Source organism: Algibacter luteus, from assembly GCF_030344935.1.
GTDB lineage: Bacteria > Bacteroidota > Bacteroidia > Flavobacteriales > Flavobacteriaceae > Arenitalea > Arenitalea lutea.
Genome location: NZ_CP128313.1, coordinates 1,135,071 through 1,160,196 on the forward strand (window position 1 = coordinate 1,135,071; position 25,126 = coordinate 1,160,196).

The following is a 25,126-nucleotide window of genomic DNA, read 5'->3' on the forward strand; positions in this document are numbered from 1 at the left end:
TTCTGTTTTAATTAAAGATTTCTTTCTCAGATGCTTATGTTTTCTTAGAAACTTTGTGTTTTATCGAATAACTATACGTTTGGTCTTGGGTGCAGGATAGTTCAGGATACTTTGTTAAATTATGTTCAATAATTTTATAATCTATTGATATCAATAGATTTATATCTATAAAAAAGCTATGAAAAAAAATACAATTAATTCCATCTTATTTTTCGTTTTAATGTTATGCTCACTTAGTATAACAGCTCAAGGTGTGCTTCCTTCTAATGATATTTTCAGATTGAAAAATGTAGCAACAGGGCAATTTTTAACAGATGCAGGTGCAAGCGCAACACCCGTAACCATGACAAATCTTGGTGAAGAAGAGCAAAGCACTCATTTTAAGTTCGTAGAGAGCGGCGCATATTATAATATTGATAGCGAAATCTTAGGAATATTACGTGCTCCAGGTGCTGGTGGTCCAGGAGGCCCTTATGTAGTTGTTAGTACAACTAAGGCTGCACCAGCTGCTGATACAGATAAAACGTGGACTATAGATTATAATAGTACAAATGATACTTACAGGTTTGGGTCCAGAACAACAGGTAGATTTATGTATCATGAAGTAGATGGAACCGTAACTCATGCGGTGGCTCCAGATACAGACGACAGAAGTAATTGGGAACTCGTTCCTTATGTACAAACTCCTGTAGTAGTAGCGCCAGATGAAGATACAAGTACGGATTTAAGTTGTCCAGCTTCTGGTGAATTCGAAAACAACAGTACCAGAAATGTAGATTTGCCAAACCCTGTTAATGTAGGGACTGTTGATGATAGAACCTGCTACTCCGATTACTCAGAATTTGATGTTTATGGAAAAACTTGGGGCGTTTATAACATTACCGATGGGTCTAACCACTGGGATGCTCCAAATACCTTACAACCAAGAATAGAACGATCTTTAGACAGATCTGGAGAAACAGGTGTTGGAAGTTATGCAAGATTAACGGGAACATTCAGGATATTAGAGGTAGGTGATGCTGGTAGTTTTAGTCAAGATGGAACTTACATCGCACAAGCCAAAGGCAAACATTCTGGAGGCGGCGGTTCCCCTGATCCAGCTATTTGTTTGTATTTAGCTAGACCTGTTATGGGAACAGGAATAAACGCTGGTAAGCAAGTTGCATTTGATATTTATGCTGAGCGTATCTTGGTACGAGGTGGAGAAGGCAGCGGAAGGGAAGAAGTCTTTTTAAAGCAGGTAAATAAAAATGAAGAAATTAACTTTGAGCTAGAAGTAGGTTTTAGGGAGGATCCAAGCGACCCCACAAAAAAAATACATTATTGTGATGCAGTAATTGGAGGTGACGCTTTTAATTGGAATATCCCAGAGCCAGAAAGAGGGCTAGAATCTGGAATTAGATATGGTGCATACCGTGTTAAGGGTGGTAGAGCGCAAATTAGATGGGCAAATACAACGTATCAGAAGGTAGAAGTTGCGGAATCAGGAGATGCGCCTGAAGGTAATTATAAACTTAAAAATGTAGCTACAGGCAAATATTTAATGGATCCAAATGATGGTTCAATTATAGCAAGTGATTCTGGAGTAGGTTCAGATAAAGAATGGCAATTTGTAAGTGTACCTGCAACTAGTTATTATAATATTGATAGCCAGGGCCCCAGAAAAATTATTAGATTTACAGGTGTTTCAGATTTGATTTGTACAAATTTTTCAGCACCAAATAGTGATACAGATAAGTTGTGGAATGTAATTGATAACGGAGATGGTAGCTATAGTTTTGAGACGCGTAATCTAGGTAAGTATTTGTATCACGCAGTAGATAATACCATAATACATTCAGCCAATACAGATGACAGAAGCAAATGGATTTTAGAATCTGCAACTTTAAGTATTTCTGAAGCAGAACTAAATACTTCTTCAATAAAAGTATATCCTAATCCAGCAGATAATAAATTTACAATTGCATTTCAAAATATTACTGGAGTAAAAGATATCGAAATTTATAACATACTAGGTAAACTGGTTTATAAAAACTCAACTAACAGAGATGTGATTAATGTTGCACAAAATAATAACTTGCCTTCAGGAATTTATTTAGTTAGAGCAAAGGCAAATGATAACAGTGTATATAACTCTAAATTGGTTATAAAATAAGGTTCCAAGAGTTACAATTATTAAAAAGCCAGAAAACTAGTTTTCTGGCTTTTTAATATATTACACAGGATAAAACAGGACAGTTTTCGCATAAAATCTTAATACTTTTCACATGACACATATATTAATACATTCACAATAGATGAAAAGACGTAACTTCATTCAACTTTCAACACTAGCAGGACTAGGAATATCACTTCCAATAGCTGGTATTTTAAATTCATGTGAAAACCACCCAGAACATTCTTTGGAATTTAAGAATTTAATTTCAGGATTATTGAAGGATTGGTGTGATGGCATGATAAACGTTCAGATTAATAATCCAAATAATTTAGAAGAGCATGGAGCATTGGGTTGTCCGTCTTGTTCCCATATCCATGGGCGTTGTATGGATGCCGTTTATCCTTTTTTATATATGGCAGATACTACAGGTGAAAAAAAATATGTAGAAGCGGCAAAGTTGGTGATGACCTGGGCTGAGAACAATGTGTCTCAAGAAGACGGAGCTTGGACAGTCATTAGAAATCCGAAATCTTGGAAAGGCATTACTGTTTTTGGGGCTATTGCACTCGCTGAAGCATTGCATTATCATGGTCATGTTTTAGAGGATGCAACTCAAAAAGAATGGACAAAGCGTTTAGATAAAGCAGGTCAATATATTTACGATACATTTACAATTGACTTCACCAATATTAATTATCCAGGAACAGCTGTGTATGGTTTAAATTTAATAGGTAATATTTTAAATAGAGATGATTTTAAAGCCAAGAGTAAAAAATTAGCTTCTGAAGTAAAAGCCTACTTTACAGCAAATGAAGGCTTGTTGTTTGGGGAATGTAAAAAGAGCTCCAGTAAACTAAGTGAAAAGGGATTACATGGTGTAGATTTAGGATATAATGTAGAAGAAACCTTAAATAGTTTAGTAATGTATGCGCTAAAAGAAAAAGATGAAGAGCTATTACAAATCTTAACAAAATCGTTGAATAATCATTTAGAATTTATGTTGCCTGATGGAGCTTGGGATAATAGTTGGGGAAATAGAATGTATAAGTGGAGTTATTGGGGAAGTAGAACATGCGATGGTAGCCAACCTGCATTTGGAATGATGGCGCATATCAATCCTGCATTTGGTACAGCAGCTGTTAAGAATACAGAATTATTGCAACGCTGTACTGCAGATGGACTTATTCATGGAGGGCCTGGTTTTGTGGAAGCAGGTATTCCTCCTTGTGTACACCATACGTTTACTCATGCTAAACCTTTAGCAGCCTTGTTAGACCACTGGGATCACTTACCAGAAATTAATTCAAACGCTAGTTTACCAAGAGCTACCGCAGATGGTGCAAAACACTTTAAAGATTTGGATGTTTATCTTTTTGCAAGAGGAGATTGGCGAGGAACAGTAAGCGCTTATGATGCAGAATATCATTATCAGTACGATTTTCGGCAAGCTTCAGGAGGTGCTTTAGGAGTTTTATTTCATAATAGAGTAGGGTTATTATGTGCTGCAAGTATGGCAGAGTACCATATGGTTGAAAAAAATAATCAACAGCCACAACCTGGAAAAGATATTTGTTTAACGCCGCGAATTGAAACATTTAAAGATAAGGTTTGGTACACAAACCTTTATGATTTGCCAGCCACTGTAACGAGTAAAGATGAAAATGGTAATATTGAATTACTAGCAAATGTAAAATTGAAAGATGTTGATAGAAATGTAATTGAAAATACAGCTTCAGAGTTTTTTATATCATATATCTGTTCAGCAGATATTATGAAAATTAAAGTAAATTCAAAACAAGTGGTTTCAGAGCCAACCGCATTTGTGTTACCTATTGTTTCTCCAAATAAAGAAGTTTTTAATCAAGTAAGCGATACAGAAATAAGTATTCAAAAATCGGAAGGATTGGTTACTGTAAAAGCGAATGCGCCTATCAGAATAAAAGAAATGGAAGGCTCAAGAACTTTTAATATGGTACCAGGAGTCGAAGCATTGCCCTTAGAAGTATTTTTTGAAGAAGGTATAAAGGAACTGCTTATTTCAATAGTTGTAACTTAAAATTCACCTTTGCTAAGATTTCTAAATTTACCTGGCGCATACCCTGTTTTGCGTTTAAACAATCTGTTAAAATAATAATCAGACTCAAAACCAAGTTCAAAGGCTATTTCTTTTTGAGATTTATTGGTGTTTAATAATAATTCCTTCGATTTTTCAATCTTCAATAATAGATGGTATTGAAGCGGAGAAGCCCCTGTTTGTTTTTTAAAATCCAATCGAAATTTTGAATAACTCACGCCTAATTCCGAAGCCATTTTTGGTAAGTCCAGAGATGTCTGGATTTGCTTGTACATCATGCCTTTCGCTCGTGATACCATGGAGTTTAGGTTGTCAATGTTGTTCCCGCCATTTTTAACGTTATGAAGTTCTGCCATAAGTTGAATGCATATTCCCGAAGCTGTTTTTTGGAACCCAAACGGTTCTTCATCAAACAATTTGAAAAGTGAATTAAAATGATTTAATATCTTAGGTTTATTGCATTTCGAAATTATAGGAGCATTTGGCGAGAAAAAACCATTGGATAAAAATTGATTCGCAATGTCACCAGAGAATCCTACCCAACGCTCTGTCCAACCTGTTTTTTTAGATGGTTTATAGCGGTGCCAAACCCCCGGAAAAAGTAAAAATACATCGCCGTCCGAAATTTTTATTTTACCAGTTGCTTTGCTTTCAAAAACACCTTCACCTTTGGTAATAAGTACCAAGTGAAATTCGTCTAAAACACGTCCCTTGTCCCATGAAAATACATAATTTTCTGGGTGGTCCTTCGAGGGGTAATTTGTGTGTTTTTCTACAACAGTTCGTCCTAGATTATTTATGTAAAACCCCCATGATTTGTCTTTTTCAAAGACTATTAGATATTTTCGAAACTTATTTTTCATGTCATTTTGTGCAACTAATATATCAAATTGTTAATTGGGATTCACATTTTAATTGACGATTTTTATAAAAATAATAATGGCTATAGCTATCTGTTATAAAAAAATAGAATGGCTTTGCGAAACTTAAGGGAAATTGAAATTTTTAAATCATTCTATATGTTCTAAAAATTAAATTCCAAATTATTAATCTATTTAAATACTTTGTCTAAAATTTTGAAACATCAATCTGCTTATTCAATGTGTATTAATCTACTCATTGTACTATTTGCTTCATCAGTTATTGGTTGTAACCATTTGTCATCAGTGGTTTTAAAAGAACTTAAATGTGAATACAAAACCAATCCATTAGGAATTGATAATACATCTCCTCGTTTTAGTTGGAAAATGGTTGATAAAACTAATACAAGAGGACAAAAACAAACAGCCTTCCAAATACTTGTTTCAAGTAGCATGGAACTTTTGAATAAAAATAAAGGCGATGTTTGGGATTCGGGAAAGGTAAGTACAGATTCATCTGTGAACAACACGTTTCATGGTAGTCTGTTAAAATCTTCAACCCCATATTATTGGAAAGTATGTGTCTGGGATGTTTCAGGAAAGCAATCTAAATGGAGTGAACCTGCTAAATTTTCAATGGGACTTTTAAATCCTTCCGATTGGAAAGGCGATTGGATTCATAAACTCGACCAAAAGAAAACTGACCATAATTGGTATAGAAAAACTTTTGAGCTAAATGAGAATGCTACTTCAGCATATGTTTATGTGGGCTCTTTTGGGTATCACGAATTGTATGTAAATGGCAAAAAGGTAACCGATAACGTGATGAATCCAGTTTCTTCTTACATGAAAAAACGAATTCCTTATCTAACCTATGATGTTTCTGAATTTTTAAATAAAGGCGATAACGTTATAGCTATTTGGCACGCCGCAGGTTGGGCCCGATGGGACCGCATTACAGAGTATCGTAATCCACCGTTTGTCTTTAAAGCGCAAGCTAATATAACAACAATTAAGGAGCAAATAGTTTTAGGGACTGATGAGACTTGGAAATGTAAAAAAAGCCATAGTTCTTATTATGGCGATTGGGATATATTAGATTTTGGTGGTGAAACTATAGATGACAGGTTAAAGGAAGACAATTGGAATACCGTTGCATATAATGATGCCATTTGGGCTAATGCCGGTATTTACAATGCTGAAAAATTAAATGCACAGCTTGAGGAATTCAATGAAAATGTAGAAGTTAAAGAAGATAAGTTAATAGGCAAGGGTAAATTCAGAAATAGAAAATTCAGTAAAATAACAGCTTCTTTAAGTGCGCAAATGGTAGAGCCTCAAGTTAAATTTAGGGAGATTAAACCCATGGCTATCACTAAAAATGAAGACGGCACGTATAGAGTAGATATGGGTGAAAACTATACTGGTTTTTTTGAAATGAACTTATTCAATGGTAAAGAAGGCGATTCTATTTTATTTGAAATTAGCGATGTAGAAGATGTGCGTTCTAATTGGAAGCAAAAAAGCAAATACATTTTTGGGAAATCGGGTAAAGGCACCTTTGCTAACCGATTTAATGTAGCCGGCGGGCGATGGATTACTGTTTACGGTTTAAATTACCAACCTAGTTTGGCCGATATTAAAGGTTTTGTTGTAACAAACGACCGCAAAATTATTAGCAAGTTTGAATCTTCTAGTCAACAACTAAATCAAATCTATAAAATTAATTTAGATACCTACATCGCAAATACCATGGATGGTATTTTGGTGGATTGTCCTCATCGTGAAAGGAGAGGTTGGGGAGAAGTCACCGTTGCAGCCATGTATGGAGATGCCTTGCCAAATTTTGAAAGTGGGGCTTATATGGACCAATATTTACAATATACTCGCGACGCTCAACATACAGACGGACAGATACGCGCAATTGTTAACGAAAACGACAGACCATTTTTAATGTGGAAAGCAAACAGTCCATTAACAGTTTGGGAAACCTACAGAATGTTGGGCGACAAAAAAGTATTGGAAGACAATTACGAGTCCATGCAAAACTGGATGACTTGGATGTATCAAAATTCTAATTATGAAACAGGAGGTGCATTAATCACAGGAGAGCAAGGAGCTAGAGAGTTTCCAGGTTTAGGCGATTGGTGCACACCTCGAGGTAATTTTTGGACGAGTAGTAACTCACCCGAAGCCATTCATTTTAATAATTGTATTTACGCAGTAATGCTCGATAATGCGGAGAAAATAGCCTTACAGTTGGGTAAATATGATGACGCTAAAACTTATACAAATCGTTTAAAAGTTCAAAGGGAAGCGACACATAAAATGACCTATAATTCTGAAACAGGGCAGTATGGTAATGGACAGCAAGTTAATCAAGCTTTTGCCTTATTAGCAGGCATAACACCAGAATCTGAAAAACAAAAAGTGTATGATAATTTGGTCGATAATGTGCTGTACAAATTCCCTTATTATGATACAGGTAGTTCAGGTCAAGCATTATACACACGATACTTTATTGAATCAGGTGAACGAATGGATTTAATTTATGAGCTGTTGCAAGATAAGCACCACCCAAGTTATGGGTATTTTATTGAGCAAGGAAAAACGGTGTGGCCAGAGCGTTGGTCGGCTGTTGGGGTGAGTCAAATTCATACCTGTTATACAGGAATTGGAGGCTATTTTATCAAAGGTTTTGGAGGAATCCGCCCAAATCCTGAAAGTTTAGGAATGCAAAATATGATAATTAAACCAATGCCTGTTGGCGATTTAACCTATGCAAATACTGAATACGAATCCATGTACGGCAATGTGGTGGTAAATTGGAAGAAGGAAGATAACTCTGCGATTTTTCATATTGAAGTTCCTGTAAATACAACTGCTAAAGTGTATCTACCAGCAATTTCAAAAGATGTGGTTTTCGAAGATAATATTTTGGTTGAAAAAATTAAAACCATCAACTATGTAGGTACTGAAAAAAGTGATGCTGTTGGAAATTATGTAATTTATAATGTAGGATCTGGTGTTTATGATTTTAAAATAAATGAACTTCCAAAAGTAGCATATCCAGAACCATTAGGAACTTCAAAAAATCTAGCAACATTGGGTAGAATGAATGCTTCTTCTATGTTTATTGAAACTGAAAAATTACCCGGATTTGAAGCCTTTAAGGCTAACGATGAAAATAATGAAACGCGTTGGTTGGCAGACAAATCTAATAACCAATATTTAGAAGTGGAATGGGTCAAACCACAAACGTTTAATCAAATCATTGTAGATGAATATGAGAACAGTATTACTTCTTATAAAATACAATATTGGGAGAATGGGGTATGGAAAGATATTATAAATGAGACAAATTGTGGATCAAATAAAACCCATCAATTTGATGCTATACAATCTACAAAATGTAGATTGTTTATTGTGGATGCAAAAAATGCACCGTCAATTAGAGAACTGAAAGTCATTAACAATGAAAATTAAGCCTAATACGTTTAACGCAATCATAGGATTAATAATATTCTTTTTTTTAGGATGCAATAATTCAAAAGACATTGAACGTATTCAATCTGGTTTTGTAGACCTTAAAGAAGATAATAATCTATGGTGTTACTGGTATTGGATTAATGATGATATTTCCAAAGAAGGCATTACCAAAGATTTAATAGCCATGAAAAAAGCGGGTATTGGTGGGGCATTAATAGGCAATATAAATCCAGCACATCAAGACGGTAAAGTACCGATGCTAAGCGAAGATTGGTGGTCGCACATGACGCATGCCGTAGAAGAAGGCAAACGAATTGGTGTTGAGATTGGGGTTTTTAACTGCCCAGGATGGAGCCAAAGTGGTGGGCCTTGGGTAGATTATACAAAAGCAATGCGTTATTTAACCTTTAGCGAAACTAAAGTTTCAGGAGGAAAACAACTTAATTTTAAATTACCACAACCTAAACAAGAATTTCAAGACACGCATACCTTTGCTTTTAAATCGTTGGATGTTGAAGAAAAAAGTACTCGGTTTATACCTACCAAAGTAAATGCCAATTGGAGCGATGTAAATGTAACTATTTTAACGGATGGAAATAAGGAAGACGACACCAGTTTTGAACCAAAAAAAGGAGAAGTGTTAGAAATAAGTTTTCAACTTTCTGAACCAATTACAGCGCGTTCTATCACTATAATCCCTAGTAGAGCCTTTAAATGTAACATGACATTATCGGCTATTGTAGATGGTCAAGAAAAAATAATTAAAGAGTTTCATTTCGATCGTTTTCGCATTACGCCAAATGTAGCTTCAATAGAAACAGGAGATTTTGCTACCATTTTAACCGATACCAAAGCACAACGATTCAAATTGAGCTGTACCAATTTTAGCACAAAGAATGAGGGATATGGCTTTGCTGAAATTACAATTTCTGAAGCACCTGTTTTAGATAAATATATTGAAAAGCAACTCGGAAAGATGCACTCTACACCCAAACCTATTTGGGATACTTACATTTTTCAAAGACAAGAAGCACTTGAAAATAAAAGTTTATCTATAAATCCAGACAATGTTATTGATTTGAGTGATAAACTTAATAAAAATGGAATGCTAAATTGGAATGCACCAGTAGGAAGCTGGACGATTATGCGCATGGGAATGACACCAACAGGAACAAAAAATGCGCCAGCAGCTCCACAGGGAGTAGGGTATGAAATTGATAAAATGAATAGCGAATTAGCACAGTATCATTTTGATAATTTTGTTGGTGAGTTGTTAAAACGAATTCCAGAAGAGAGTAAATCTGCATTTAAATATGTTGTTGCCGATAGTTACGAACAAGGTTCTCAAAATTGGACAGATGGTTATGAAGTAAAGTTTAAAGAAAAATACGGATACAATCCTGTACCATTTTTACCAGTACTTTCAGGTAGAATAGTGGGTAGTGTTGAGCAATCCGAACGATTTTTATGGGATTTGCGTCGTTCTATTGCAGATGATGTGGCTTATGAGTACGTAGGTGGATTAAGAGAAGCGAGTAACAAATATAATTTAAAAACATGGTTAGAAAACTATGGGCATTGGGGTTTTCCAGGTGAATTTATGATGTATGGTGGGCAATCGGATTTGATATCTGGAGAATTTTGGAACGAAGGTACATTGGGCAATATAGAATGTAAAGCCTCTTCGTCGACAGCACATACTTATGGAAAAGCGATAACTTCGGCAGAAGCGTTTACATCTTCTAGAAGAGCGTATTTAAGGCATCCAGCGATGCTTAAAAAGCGAGGCGATTGGTCTTTAACCGAAGGCATCAATCATTTTGTACTGCATTTGTACATTCAACAGCCAGATGATAATAGAAAACCAGGAATGAATGCTTGGTTTGGTACGGAATTCAATCGTCATAACACATGGTTTGAACAAGCCGATACTTATTTTGATTATTTACGTCGTTGTCAACATATGTTACAGCAAGGTAAATATGTGGCCGATGTGTGTTATTTTATTGGAGAAGATGCTCCAATAATGACTGGGGTACGTCAACCAGAACTTCCTAGAGGATACTCTTACGATTATATTAATGCAGAAGTGATTATGAATCGCGTATCTGTTGAAGATGGTAGATTTGTATTACCTGACGGGATGTCTTATAAAGTAATGGTTTTACCACCATTCACAACAATGCGTCCTGAATTGTTAGAGAAGATTGAAGACTTAGTGCAACAAGGTGGAATAATTTTAGGGCCAAAACCTTATAAATCTCCAAGTTTACAGAACTACCCTGCCTGCGATGTAAAAGTTGAAGCATTAGCTGCTAAACTTTGGAATGGCGCCTATAATCAAGGTAAAATGTCAGTTCAATATGGTAAAGGAAAAGTATTGGATGGTTATGAATTATCAGAAGTTTTTGCAGATTTAAATTTAGCAAAAGACATTGAAGTGTCTGAGGATGCACCAGTACTTTGGATACATAGAAATATACCAGGTATGGATATTTACTTTGTAAGCAACCAGAGTGATGAGGCGTTAGCGATTTCTCCAGTTTTTCGTGTTGATAAAGATTTAAAACCGCAATTGTGGGATGCTGTAAGTGGTGAAATGAGGGCTTTACCCGATTACGAAATTACCAAAACAGGACTAAAAGTTCCTTTAAAATTAAATGCTGCTCAGAGTTGGTTTGTTGTATTTTCAAATACAGATGCTAATGGAGACGTTAAAACAGCTTACACTTCAAATTTCCCTGAGTATAAAAAGCTCAATGCCATTGAAGGCCCATTTGAAGTTGATTTTAAAAATAAAGACATTGCACCAAAAGAACCTGTAATATTTAATGAATTAATAGATTGGCAATATTCTGATGATGAGCAAATACAATATTATTCAGGAACTGCCATTTATAAAACTGATTTCAACTTAGAAGAGCTTCCTAAAAATCAGGATATCTATCTTAATCTTGGAAAAGTTTCGGTAATGGCTAAAGTAAAATTAAATGGTAAATATATTGGTGGTGTTTGGATGACGCCTTATAGACTTAATATATCAGACGCCCTGAAAGAAGGAAAAAATCAAATAGAAATTGAAGTGGTTAACCTATGGCGTAACCAATTAATAAAAGACAAACAACGTCCAGAAGATGAAAAATATACATGGATTGTAATTGATAAAATTACTTCAGAAAGTAAAATTCAACCTTCTGGTTTATTAGGCCCCATTGTTATAGAAACTATTAAATAAATGGAATTAAAGCAATTAGATAAATTCGAATAATGAACATAAAAATTATCAGTAAAAAGGATTTAAGATTTTTTCTTTCAATAGTTTTCATAACATCAATGTGTTTTGCACAAAATTCAAATTGGAATAATGTCCATTGGATATGGCAACAAGAAGATGGTCCGTCTAATACATGGATGAGTTTTAGGAAAACAGTCACTTTAGAAGACATACCCGATCAGGTAGAAGCATTAATTGCAGTAGATAGTAAATTTTGGTTATGGATTAATGGTGAAATGGTGCTGTTTGAAGGTGGTTTATCACGAGGGCCAAGTCAAGCAGGAGACTGGAATAGAAAACAAAACATAACACCGACAAATTCTTGGTACGATAGTATAAATATTCAACCCTACTTAAAAAAAGGCGAAAATACTATGGCAATTTTAGTTTGGTATTGGGGGCGTGAAACTCATAAAGGAACTCATATTGATAGTGGTAAGGGCGGGTTGTTGTTTTCTGCCAATATAGGAAACCAACAGGTCGTTTCAGATGCGTCCTGGAAAGCGCTACAGCACCCTGGATACGATAATATGATAGAACCAGCAAGTAAAGCCATAGTGCAATATAGTGTGCAGTTTAATGCGCAAAATGCTTTTGGAGATTGGACTGAAAAAGCTTGGTACCAGAATAATTTTAATGATACTAGTTGGCCATCAGCAGTTGAAAAAGGAAAATTAGGCGATGCCCCTTGGTACAATGTAGAACCAAATATAGTTCCGCACTTAGTGAACCATGGTTTACAGAATTATGAACATCATGATGCTTTAAAATTTCCATTTGTTAGTAAAGGAGAAACTATAAAAGCAAAATTGCCTTTCAACAAACAAATCACACCATATTTAGAAATTGAAGCTAAGGCAGGCGATACTATTTTCATCACAACGGATAATAGACTCAATAAAATAAATGCCACTTACATCGCTAAAGAAGGCAAACAATCTTTCGAGAGTTTTTCTTGGATGAACGGACATGAAATAAGTTATACTATTCCAAAAGGCGTTAAAGTAAATGCCTTAAAATACAGATGGATGAGTGTTGGTGAAATGGTTGGGGAATTTGAAGTTGATGACCCTTTTTACCAACGATTATGGTGGATGGGAAACAACACCTTGTTTGTTTGCGCTAGAGATAATTTTATGGACTGCCCAGACCGAGAACGAGCTTTATGGATAGGTGACGTAGCAGATCAAGTAGGCTATTTGTTCTATTCGATGGATTATGCTGGTCGTCAGTTATTAAAAAAAGCCATTTTGCAAACTACGGCATTTAGCGAAAATGGAGTAATGGGAGCTTTAGGTCCTTTAAGAGTTCGAGAACTAGTTTCACAAAGCCTACAATTTATTGCTCAAGGAATTTGGCCTTATTATTTAAACACTGGTGATAAAGAAACGTTAGAAAAAGCCTATCCTTTTGTATACGATTATCTAGCCTTATTTCCAATGCAAGAAAATGGATTGCCAGAATATCGTAAAGGAAAAAGTCCAGATTCTTGGGATTGGGTAGATTGGGGTGTTAAAAATACCGCTGATAAGCAGCCAATTCAAATGGCATTCTACTATTTCGCTTTAAAAGAAGCTAAAAAAATGGCAGAAGTTTTAGGAAACAAAGAACACATAAAATGGTATAAGGATAGAATGAAAATAATAAAACCTGCTTTTAACAAATTGTATTGGAAAGACGGTTTTTACAGTTCTAATGCAGAAAAATTTAAAGATGATAGAGCAAACGCTATTGCTATTGTTTCTGGTATTGCAAATCCTGAATATTACAATCAAATTGTAGATAATGTGTTAATTCCAAACCGTTTTTCGAGTCCGCATTTTGAATGGATTGCAGAAGAAGCCATGTGTATTGCTGGTAGACATGAAGCGTCTTTAGAAAGAATGAAGCTGCAGTATCAAAGCCAAGTAGATGAAAAATCGATGTCTACATTATATGAAATGTTTCCTAAGGGCGGGAGTTATAATCACGCTTGGAACGCACCTAATACCATTTTATCTAAATACATTGCTGGAGTAAGACCGACTAAAAAAGGGTGGAGTGAATTTGAAATTATGCCAGAATTGGTGCATTTCAAAAATATCAAGAAAACTATTCCTACTGTAAAAGGCATTATAGAAATAGCTATAAATGTTAAAGATTTAGAGTATCAACTTAATTTAAATGCACCAAATGGAACAGAGACCATAGTTGGAATTCCTAAAAAAGATAAAGCTATTGAAAAAGTTTTTGTAAACGGATATTGTATCTGGAAAAAAGGAAAAATAAACAAGAAAGCAAAAGGTATTCAAGTAGAAGGAGAAGATAGTAAATATATTAAGTTTAGAATTCCTTCTGGAGATTGGAAGTTAAAGGCCGTTTATGAAAAATAGTATGGCAGTTTAATTTTCAATATTAACAATTAGAACCAAACATTAACAGAATGCTTTTATTAAAAAAAAGAAGAATAATTAATTTCTTATTTCTATCACTTAGTGCATTAATATTCTATGCCTGTAGCACTCAAAAGAAAGAATATGTAAAGCATGATTTATTCATGGGCTTCCAAAACCCACCAGCCGAAGCACGTCCTTTTGTGCGATGGTGGTGGAACGGAAATAAAGTTAAGGCAAGTGAACTAGATAGAGAATTAGAGTCTTTACATAGTGTTGGTTTTGGTGGTGTTGAAATAAACCCTATTGCAATGCCTGTAGGTCCTGATAATGGTGATAGGGCCCTAGTTTGGATGAGTGATGAATGGATTGATATGGTAGTTCATGCCTGTAAGAAAACGAAAGATTTGGGTATGATTGCCGATATGATTGCAGGCACAGGTTGGCCTTTTGGGGGAGAGTTTCTTCAAGACAATGAAACGTCTCAACGTATGGTGTCAGATCATATTCTTTATAAACAGGGTGAAACTATTGAAGCTGATGAAGCTAGATTGGTAGAATTATTTAAAGACAAGCACAAAAACAATAGATCTCAAAAGCACATCAGTAAAAGAACAACTTATAGATTGTCATTTGTAAAATTAGTGCCCGAAAATTGTAATGATACGAACCAAATAGTCGATTTAAAAAATCACAAAGACGCTAACGGAAAAATATCTTATCAAATAGTACATAAAGGTAATTATGTATTGTCTTATGGTTTAATTCAGCAAAATTTTAGAGATGTTACACTGGGTGCTCCGGGTGGCGCTGGTCCTGTAATGGACCATTATAGAAAGGAAATGACCTTGGCATATTTAAATCGGATGAAGAAAATATCTGAACGTTCAGGGATGCCGCTTAGTGATTTAATTCGAGCTATATTTTGTGATAGTATAGAAGTATCTGGAGCCAATTGGACCGATGGTTTTGAAAATCTGTTTTTTGAGGCCTATGGCTATAAACTAGATAATTGGCTGCCCTTTGTTTTTTGTCAAGCTAATGGCAACTACTCACAAGGGACGTATTCTGAAAATTTCACTCCTGAGTTTAAAGACCAGTTAAAGCGTGTACGTTACGATTATAACAAGTTATTAGTTGAAGTGTTTTTGAAAAACTTCACACAGACCTATAAAGATTTTTGCGAAGACAATAATATTCTATGCCGCTATCAGGCTTATGGCACACCTTTTTTAATGGGCATGTTAGATGGTTATATGATACCAGATATACCCGAGAGCAACAACTGGATTTACACGGTGGAGATGAAAGATTCTGTTTGGGACTGGAAGCAATCACACGGCTATATGATCTGGAATATGTATGCTTCTGCGGGAGCGCATTTAACAGATAAAAAGATTACAAGTTGTGAAACTATGACCAATCTGGGAGGCGTATTTAAAGCGACACTTGAAGAAATAAAACAGCATGATGATATGAATTTCATAACCGGAATAAATCATTCTGTGCTACATGGCTATAATTATTCGCCACCAGAAGTGGAATTCCCTGGTTGGATACGTTTTGGGGCTTATTTTAGTGAGCAAAACACCTGGTGGAAACACTTGCCTAATTGGATAGATTATAATTCTAGATTATCCTATGTTTTTCAAAACTCTCAAGCCGATAAATCTATTGCCATCTTAGGTCCAACCGCTGACCTATGGGGAGATAAAGGGTTGGTTAGAACGCCTTTCCATATGGAACCTGAGTATTTGTATAGATTATGGGAACCAATAAGTCAATTAGGATATTCTGCTGAGTATATTAATCAAGGTGTTCTTGAAAGAGCTACTGTAAATGAAAAGGGAATTACTTATGGTAACATGACCTACAAATTATTAATGCTTGCCAGTTTAAAATCATTAAGCCCAAAGGCAGCAGAGAACATCAAGCTGTTTGTAGAATCAGGAGGTGAAATTATTGTCATAGATCAATTACCATTAAAGTCGTTACATTTTTCAGAATATGAAAAGAACGATGATTTAGTTAATACTACCATGACGAGTCTATTGGCGAATTATCCTGAATCAGTAATCCAAGTGAAACACCCGGAGTCCATAAACGCTGTATTCAACTGGACAAATGATGTTCTGAAAACAACCCGACTAGAAGCTGATGTGGCTATAAGTCACCCATCTGAAAACGTGTATCAAATACATCAATATACCGATGATAAAGATATTTATTTCTTCACCAATGTAAGCCGTTATAGTACAACATCATTTGACGCTAAATTTCCTGTTGATGGCAAATATCCATATATCTGGAATCCTGAAACAGGAGAGAAAACACCCTATTATTTTGAATCAAATTCAAATGAGTTAAGCGTCACTTTGAATCCTTTGGAATCCCTTCTGTTAGTTTTTGAAGATGAAAGACCTCTAGTAAAAGCTATTGAAGTTGTGACTAAAATAAAAGAATCAAAAGTGCTTGATGTTCATTGGAAAGTCATTGGCAAGCGAAAAGATGAAAAAGTGTTTACTTGGGATATGCCCACGCTTATTGATTTCAGTAAATCAAAAGACAGTACTCAAAATACTTTTGGGGGCGAAATTGTTTATAAAACAACGATAAATAATGCGGAAGATTTCACTCATTTAGATTTAGGAAATGTAAATGAAGGTATAACAGAATTGTATGTGAACGGACAGAACGTTGGAAAACGCTGGTACGGAAAAGCGGTCTATTCAATTTCAGATTACCTCAAGAAGGGAGAGAATGCCATTGAAATTCATTATACAACCGTTTTAGCTAATTATACTAAGTCTCTTAAAAACAATAAGATGGCGTATGAATGGACAAAGCGATATAAAGATTTGGTGCCAACAGGCATAGAAGGACCAGTAACTCTTCTTAACTACGAACTCAGATAAATATTAGGAAAAGTTAGAAATTAAAAATAATTATAATGATAAAAGTAGGATTGTTTGGTATCGGTTTGGATACTTATTGGCCTCAATTTGATGGTCTATTAGAACGATTAGAGGGATACCAACAACAGGTAGCAGATAAAATGACTGGTTTTGGTGCAGAGGTCATTAACGTCGGTTTAATAGATTCTCCTGTAAAGGCTAGAGAGCAAGCACAAGTATTAAAAACTGAAGATGTCGATATCTTATTTTTATATGTCTCTACTTATGCCTTGTCATCTACGGTTTTGCCTGTGGTTCAAAAACTAAAATGTCCTGTGGTTATTCTAAATATTCAACCAGTAGCTGCAATCGATTATGAAAGTTTTAACGCTTTAGGAGATCGTGGTAAAATGACAGGCGAGTGGTTGGCACATTGTCAAGCCTGTTCTGTGCCAGAGTTGGCTAATGTATTTAATCGTTCAGGTATTGATTACGAATTTGTCACAGGCTATTTAGATGAGCAAGCCGTTTGGGATGAGATTCAAGATTGGATAGATGCTACAAAAGTCGCTTCGATAATGCAAAATAATAGACTCGGTGTTTTAGGGCATTATTATGCAGGCATGTTAGATGTTTATGCAGACTTAACTAAGCAATCAGCAGCATTTGGTACACACATAGAAATTTTAGAAATGTGTGAGGTGAAGAAATACAGAGACGCTGTGACTCAATCTGAAATTAAAGAAAAACTAAATGAATTTGAAACTACTTTTGAAGTTGTTGAAGCTTGTGAGAAAGACGAACTAATTCGCGCAGCAAAAACATCTATTGCCCTAGATAAATTGGTTAAAAACCACAATCTAGGTTCTATGGCCTATTATTACGAAGGGGAAACCGCTAACGAATACGAAAATATAGTCACTTCTGTTATTGCAGGAAATACATTATTAACTGGTAAAAACATACCTGTGGCGGGAGAATATGAAATAAAGAATGCTCAAGCCATGAAAATTATGGATGCTTTTGGTGTTGGTGGATCATTTTCAGAATTCTATGCGATGGATTTTAATGATGATATTGTGATGCTTGGTCATGACGGTCCTGCACATTTTGCTATAGCTGAAGGTAATGTACAGTTAGTGCCATTACCCGTCTATCATGGTAAACCAGGAAAAGGATTATCTATTCAAATGACAGTGAAACACGGTCCTGTAACTTTGTTGTCTGTCGTAGAAGGTAAAGATGATGTATTTTTATTAGTTGCAGAAGGAGAATCGGTTGAAGGACCTGTTCTGCAAATAGGAAACACGAATAGTCGTTATCGCTTCTCCATAGGAGCGAGAGCTTTTATGAACGAATGGTCTAAACAAGGTCCGTCCCATCATTGCGCTATTGGTGTAGGGCACATTGCCAATAAAATTGAGAAACTTGGAAACCTTTTAAATTTACGAGTAGTCCGTATTTGTTAAATAAAAATTGAATAAAATTTATAAATAGAGATTTAACTTTACACATCCATTTTGAGTAATTCAAAGAATATGAGACGAAGTCATTTAATCTTAGTTGTTTCAAGTTTTTATTTTGCAATGCTGCTATTTACATCATGCTTAACGGTTTCAAATACAGGTGATTCTGCGAATGTTACGCTTCAACAAAATTTTAAAAACCCACCACATGAGGTAAGACCACAAGCATGGTGGTGGTGGCTTCAAACGCCTACCAATAATGAAGCTATCACAAAGGATTTGGAAGAGATGAAAGCCAAAGGTCTATCGGGATGCATGGTGTTAGATGGTGGCGTAGGGCCTTTTGGTCCGCGAAAATGGAAAAAGAAAACCATAATTGATTCCACTGAAATTAGGTATGAAGTCACCGATGAGTACAAAGACGGAAGCTTGAGACAACCTACTGAAAAAATAGAAGTTTGGTCAAAACCTTGGAGAGACAAAATTCGATTTGCATCACTGGAAGCTGGACGTTTAGGACTTGATTTTGGCGTTTTTATTGGTCCAGCTGGATGCGCTGCGCCCTGGGTAACCCCCAGTCATGGTCAACAAGAGCTGGTTTGGGGAGAACTAATGGTTGAAGGAGGGAATATAATAAACCAAGAATTTCCAGAACCAAATTTTCCAGTTCAAACTAAAAGGCAACGAGAAGATCAAACGGTAAAAGACGCACAAAATGCCTTTTACAATGATATTGCTATTTTGGCCTTTCCTGATGGCAAAACACCCTCAATAAACGAAATTATTAATATTACCGACAAGCTCGATGAAAAGGGTCGTTTAAAATGGAATGCTCCTAAAGGCCATTGGCGTATAATTAGGTTCGGATACCGCCCAACTGGACGTAATTTAGGTGGTATTTTTTATATCGACCATTTAAGTAAAGAGGCATTCGATTTGCATTGGCAAAAAACCGTGGGGACTTTACTAAAAGAAATGAGCCCTGACGAAAGAAAAGCTTTTAAATACGTAGAATGCGATAGCTGGGAAGCTGGTGATCCTAACTGGACGAAATATTTTCCAGACGAATTTAGACAACGTCGAGGTTATGATATTGTAAAATATATGCCTGCATTAGTTGGAGTAAACATTGAATCTGATAAAACAACTGAACATTTTTTAAATGATTTTAGATTAACAATTAGTGATTTGATATCTGAAAATCATTATGGAAGACAGCAGGAAGTCGCCCATGAACACGGCTTAGATTCTTATGCAGAGGCGGCTGGTCCTCACCAATACCAAGCCGATTTAAAGAAGTGTGTGAGCAAATGTGATGTGGCTATGGGAGAATTTTGGATGCCATCGCCACATAGAGAAAAACCTAGTGGGCGTTTCTTGGTGCGTGAAGCAGCAACAGCAGCACATATTTATGGTATTAAAAAAGTATTTGCTGAATCGTTCACTTCTGTTGGCCCGAATTGGGAAGTCTCTCCTTTTCAAATGAAAGCCGCCGCAGATCAGGCGTTTTGTGATGGGCTCAATTGGATTTGTTTTCACACATTTTCGCATCGTCCTTCGATTACGGAAATGCCTGGTTTAACGCATAGTGCAGGTACTCATTTTGACAGAACCAATACATGGTGGAATCAGTCAATGCCTTTTGTTGATTATCTTTCACGTTGCTCTTACATGCTACAACAAGGATTGTTTGTTGCTGATGTGCTGTTTTATAACGGACACGGTTTACGATTAGGCGCTGATGCATTTGAGTGGGAGGACGGTATGAAAAACCCACCAGTTAGTTTAGGGAAAGGTTACGATTACGATAAATGCAACGAAGAAGTTTTGTTAACCAGACTAGAATTCAAGAATAACAAGTTGGTATTACCTGACGGCATGAACTATAAAGTTTTGGTTGTTGATGAAAAAACACCTGTATCGCTAAAAGCATTAAAAAAAATAATAAAACTTGCAGAACAAGGTGCAACAGTTGTGGGTCAAATAGAAACCTCCATGTTGGGTAAAACAGATGATGTGGCTGAGTACCAAAATTTGACAAAACGCATTTGGGGTAATCTTGAAAAAGGGGAATATAAAATTGGTAAAGGCAAATTTGTTTGGAATAAATCGATCCGAGAAGTTTTGCAAAATCAAAATATCCTTCCAGATTTTGAATGTACTGGTTTAAGTGATGTTGGGGTTGTCGATTTCATCCACCGCAAAACGGAAGACTCAGACATCTATTATGTTGCGAGTAAATGGCAACCTATTGAAAAAGTAGAATGTACTTTTAGAGTGAGTGATAAGCAGCCAGAATTATGGAATCCTGTTACTGGCGAAACACGTCTTTTAACCAATTTTAAAGAAGAAAACGGACAAACCATCATTCCTATGGAATTTGGACCCTCTAGTTCTTATTTTGTTGTTTTTAAAGAACCAATATCAATACAAAATTCAGTTTCAAATTGGCCAACATTTAAAACTGTTCAACAAATAGAAGGGGTGTGGAACTTGAGTTTTGATAAAAATTGGGGAGGACCAGAAACAATTGTTTTTCCTGATTTAATAGATTGGTCGAAACACGACATCTCAGGTATTAAATATTACTCGGGTACTGCGACTTATCGTAAAACTTTTGATGTTAAAAACTTAAATGAAAATGAAGAGTTTTACCTAGATTTAGGACAAGTTCATGAGTTGGCTCGTGTTAAATTAAATGGTATTGATTTAGGAATTACTTGGTCAAAACCATACCGCGTAAACATGACATCACAGGTAAGAGCAAAAGACAACACTTTAGAAATTGATGTTGTAAACCTCTGGCCAAATCGACTAATTGGAGATGCCTTTTTACCAGAAGAAGAACAATTTACGAAAACCAATATCAGAAAGTTTACTAAAGCAACACAGCTTCTTCCTTCTGGATTAATTGGGCCTGTAAAAATCTTAACAACAGAAACTAATTAATTTATCTTGATTATGAAAAAATCTTGCTGTCAACTAAAAATAATGAATAAAATTATTACACAATATGATTCGTAATCGAGTGCTCAATAAAAAAATTAGAAGGATGGTGAGTAAAACCATGTTTGTAGCCTTATTGCTTAGTTTGTCTGTGCCAACTTTTCAAGCTCAAAATGAGTCATTGGAAGAGAGTTTCAAGAACCCTCCGCCAAATGCAAAGCCACAAACCATTTGGTTTTGGATTAATGGAAATGTCACAAAAACGGGGATAACTGCCGATTTAGAAGCCATGAAAAATGTGGGTATTCAAGGCGCAATTCTTTTTAATGTGAGTTTGGGAAATCCTGAAGGTGTGGCGCCTTATTTAAGTCCAGAGTGGCTGGAACTCTTTAACTATGCAGGATTGGAAGCTCAACGTTTAGGGCTTGATCTGGGTTTTCATAATGGGGCAGGTTGGTCATCATCTGGAGGGCCTTCTATTACGCCAGAATATGCTATGCAAGAACTGGTTTATACAGAAACGATACATCGGGGAGCTACAGTATTTAAAGGTAAGTTAGAACAACCTGAAACTAAATTGGGATTCTACAAGGATATTTCTATACTGGCTTTCCCAAAACCCAAGAGTGATGTGCGTATTGATGAATTAGAAATAAAAATCCTTTCTCATAAAGTTCGTAGTCATTTAAACCCTGATGATAAACCTATTACTGATTTAGCAGTTGTAAAAAAACAAGATATTATTGATTTAACATCGAAGCTTAACAGTGATGGTTTTTTAGAATGGAATGCGCCTGAAGGAGATTGGGTTATTCTAAGAATTGGACATACGCCAACAGGTGAAATGAATCGTTTTCCAAGTGATGGTGGTCGTGGTTTAGAGTGTGATAAAATGAGTAAACAAGCGGTTGATGTGTTTTGGGATGGTAGCATTAAGCCCATACTAAAAAAGTTAGACACGCTAGTTGGTACCACAGTTAAAAGGTGTCATATTGATAGTTATGAAGTTGGAACTACAAACTGGACTTCGAATTTCGCTGAAGCATTCAAAAAATTACGTTCTTATGATTGTCGCTCATATTTGCCCGCTTTGGCTGGGTATTACGTTGAGAGTGGAGAAGAAACAGAGCGATTTCTTTGGGATTTCCGTCGAACCATAAGTGATTTAATTGCTGAAAATTATTATGGACGCTTTGCTGAACTCAGTCATAAAAACAACTTGTTTCTTTCTATTGAGCCTTATTGGGGACCCTTTGATAACATGCAAATTGGAGAAAAAGCAGATATGGTTGTGTCTGAGTTCTGGAGCGGAAGCCTTGCCTTTTTTGACTCCCCTAAGTTTGTTGCCTCTATTGCCAAATTGAATGGAAACCCGATTGCTGAGGCAGAGTCTTTTACAGGCATGGGAGGTTGGGATCAGCACCCAAGTACGCTCAAAGCCATGGGCGATTTAGCATGGGCACAAGGGATTAATCGTTTTGTTTTTCATAGTTATGTACATCAACCTTGGGATGTAGGGCCTGGATTGACTTTACAAGTTTTTGGAACCGACTTTAACCGGTTAAATACCTGGTGGAACCAAAGTAAACCGTTTGTGGATTATATCAGTAGAGGTCAGTTTTTATTACAACAAGGCACCTCTGTGGCTGATGTTTTGGTGTTCACAGGAGAAGCATCTCCCAATGATGCCTTATTAATGCCGGAAATAAAGGCATTAGGATATGATTATGATGTGATTGGATCTAACAAGATAAAGGCATTAACGGTTAAAGATGGTTTAGTTTGTACATCAGTTGGTGAAAAATATCGAGCTTTGGTATTGCCTTCAACTGAATGGGTAACTCCAGAAATACTTGCTAAAATTGAAGAACTGGCTGAATATGGAGCTTTAGTTATTGGCTCTAAGCCTAATAAGTCTCCAAGTCTTAAAAAATATCCTGAGTGTGATGAAGATATTGAACACAAGGCTAATAAATTATGGGATAAAGGACTCGTAAAAGCGCATTCCATTGCAGATGTCTTGAAGAATGGAGCACTACCTCCTGACTTTTCAATTGAAAAAGGACATCGTGAATCTATAGATTTTATTCACAGAAAAACAGAAGATGCCGACATATATTTTGTAGTAAATTCTAAAAAAGAAAGTCGAGAGTTAGCTTGTCGTTTTCGAGTAACAGGAAAACAACCAGAGCTATGGAATGCCGAAACTGGAAAAATAACTAAGGCCACAATATGGCATAAAAATGATGATGGTACTACAACAGTGTCGATTTCGTTTGAGCCAGAAGGTTCTGTATTTGTCGTTTTTAGAAATCCGATACGTTCAAGTCAACACATTGTAAATGCTGAAATCAAGTTGAAAAACCCAGTGGTAACACCTCTTTCAAACTTAAAAATTATTAAAGCAGAATACGGAACATTTCTACCTGATGGTTTGGTTGATGTAACAGAAGTAGTAGCAAACAGGATTCAAAATAATGGATTAAATATACACGCGACAAGAGAACTTTCTAAAGGTGATCCGGCGCCAGGTTACAAAAAGGAATTACGCATTCAATATAAAATTGGAGAAGCGGTATTCGAAAAAAATGCCATGGAAAAAGAATGGCTAGAAATTGATGCTCCTATCAACGGTAAATTAGAAATCTTGAATGCTGTCTTTGGCAAGTTTGCAAGAGGTGTTAATGGCATCCCACCAAACAAACCAGTTTTTGATGTCACTAAAAAAGTAAAATCAATGGTTACTTCAGGAGTATATGAAATTCCAGTAAATGACAGTTTCCTTGAAGAAAAAGAGATCAAGACAAAGAAAGCCTTACGCGTTATTTATACAACTAATGATGAGGAGAAAATTGTTACTGTTTCCAATGGAGGTATATTAAAATTGACTCAAACTACATCAGAACCAAAGTTAGTATTTGAAGATGATAAAGTGAATTTGGTTACGCCCGTTGCTGGTGAAATGACCTATGAATCTTCAAACGGAAAAACCAAAACGTTAAAAGTAAATTCAGTGCCAGAACCTATAGAAATGACCGGAAATTGGAACGTGAGTTTTCCTTTAAAAGATAAAGCTGTTTTAGATAAAACTTTTAAGAATTTAACGTCATGGTCAGATGCTTCAGAGGAAGATATACGTTATTTTTCGGGGACTGCCAGCTATAAAAAGGAGTTTCAAATCCCTGCAAAACTTATTAAATCATGTTATTCTTTAGAATTAGATTTAAGTAATGTTAAGGTAATTGCAGAAGTCATTCTTAATGGAAAAAATTTAGGAATTTTATGGAAGTCTCCTTTTAGAATTAATATTGACGAAGCTGTTGTAAAAGGCACCAATACACTTGAGGTAAAAATAACCAATCTTTGGCCAAATAGACTAATTGGCGATGAACAATTACCACTGGATTATAAACGGAAAGGTCCGCAAATATCACAATGGCCGGAGTGGCTGTTGAACAATGAAGAGCGTCCAACCGAGCGTGAAACACTTCCTGCATTCAAACATTGGCATAAAGATTCCAAATTACTACCATCGGGTTTGTTGGGGCCAGTTAAAATTGTGATTTATAAATCAAAAGAAATAAATTAAAAAA

10 protein-coding genes are annotated in these 25,126 nt (G+C 35.8%); 9 read left to right on the forward strand and 1 reads right to left on the reverse strand.

Going from position 1 to position 25,126, the window contains the following annotated elements:
* Positions 1-178: 178 nt before the first annotated feature.
* Positions 179-2,155 (forward strand): T9SS type A sorting domain-containing protein, encoded by a 1,977-nt coding sequence (locus tag O5O44_RS04890; RefSeq protein WP_289195963.1) that lies wholly within the window; start codon positions 179-181, stop codon positions 2,153-2,155.
* A 142-nt stretch (positions 2,156-2,297) separates the two neighbouring features.
* On the forward strand, positions 2,298-4,214 hold the full coding sequence (locus O5O44_RS04895) for an ulvan lysase-like protein (protein ID WP_289195964.1): 1,917 nt from the start codon (positions 2,298-2,300) through the stop codon (positions 4,212-4,214).
* Here the strand turns inward: O5O44_RS04895 and O5O44_RS04900 are convergent.
* Entirely contained in the window at positions 4,211-5,095 is an 885-nt protein-coding gene (locus tag O5O44_RS04900; RefSeq protein ID WP_289195965.1) for an AraC family transcriptional regulator, read from the reverse strand. The genes O5O44_RS04895 and O5O44_RS04900 overlap by 4 nt on opposite strands.
* 213 nt (positions 5,096-5,308) lie before the next feature.
* On the opposite strand from O5O44_RS04900, the gene O5O44_RS04905 reads away from it, so the two are divergent.
* From O5O44_RS04905 to O5O44_RS04935, 7 genes are all read left to right on the forward strand, one after another.
* Complete coding sequence (locus O5O44_RS04905) at positions 5,309-8,578, forward strand: family 78 glycoside hydrolase catalytic domain (protein ID WP_289195966.1); 3,270 nt, start codon at positions 5,309-5,311, stop codon at positions 8,576-8,578.
* Positions 8,568-11,816: a glycosyl hydrolase gene (locus tag O5O44_RS04910; protein WP_289195967.1), complete on the forward strand. Its 3,249-nt coding sequence runs from the start codon at positions 8,568-8,570 to the stop codon at positions 11,814-11,816. Before O5O44_RS04905 ends, O5O44_RS04910 begins: the two co-directional genes overlap by 11 nt.
* Before the next feature lie 32 nt (positions 11,817-11,848).
* Positions 11,849-14,227 (forward strand): alpha-L-rhamnosidase-related protein, encoded by a 2,379-nt coding sequence (locus O5O44_RS04915; RefSeq protein WP_289195968.1) that lies wholly within the window; start codon positions 11,849-11,851, stop codon positions 14,225-14,227.
* A gap of 50 nt (positions 14,228-14,277) precedes the next feature.
* The gene (locus O5O44_RS04920) at positions 14,278-17,142 is read left to right on the forward strand and encodes a glycosyl hydrolase (RefSeq protein ID WP_289195969.1); all 2,865 of its coding nucleotides are present in this window, start codon (positions 14,278-14,280) and stop codon (positions 17,140-17,142) included.
* A 35-nt stretch (positions 17,143-17,177) separates the two neighbouring features.
* A complete protein-coding gene (locus O5O44_RS04925) occupies positions 17,178-18,590 on the forward strand; it encodes an L-fucose/L-arabinose isomerase family protein (RefSeq protein WP_289195970.1) in 1,413 nt (470 codons plus the stop codon).
* A 69-nt stretch (positions 18,591-18,659) separates the two neighbouring features.
* Positions 18,660-21,536, forward strand: a complete 2,877-nt coding sequence (locus tag O5O44_RS04930) for a glycosyl hydrolase (protein ID WP_289195971.1) — start codon at positions 18,660-18,662, stop codon at positions 21,534-21,536.
* Positions 21,537-21,600: 64 nt separating this feature from the next.
* Positions 21,601-25,122 (forward strand): glycosyl hydrolase, encoded by a 3,522-nt coding sequence (locus O5O44_RS04935; protein ID WP_289195972.1) that lies wholly within the window; start codon positions 21,601-21,603, stop codon positions 25,120-25,122.
* Positions 25,123-25,126: the final 4 nt, after the last annotated feature.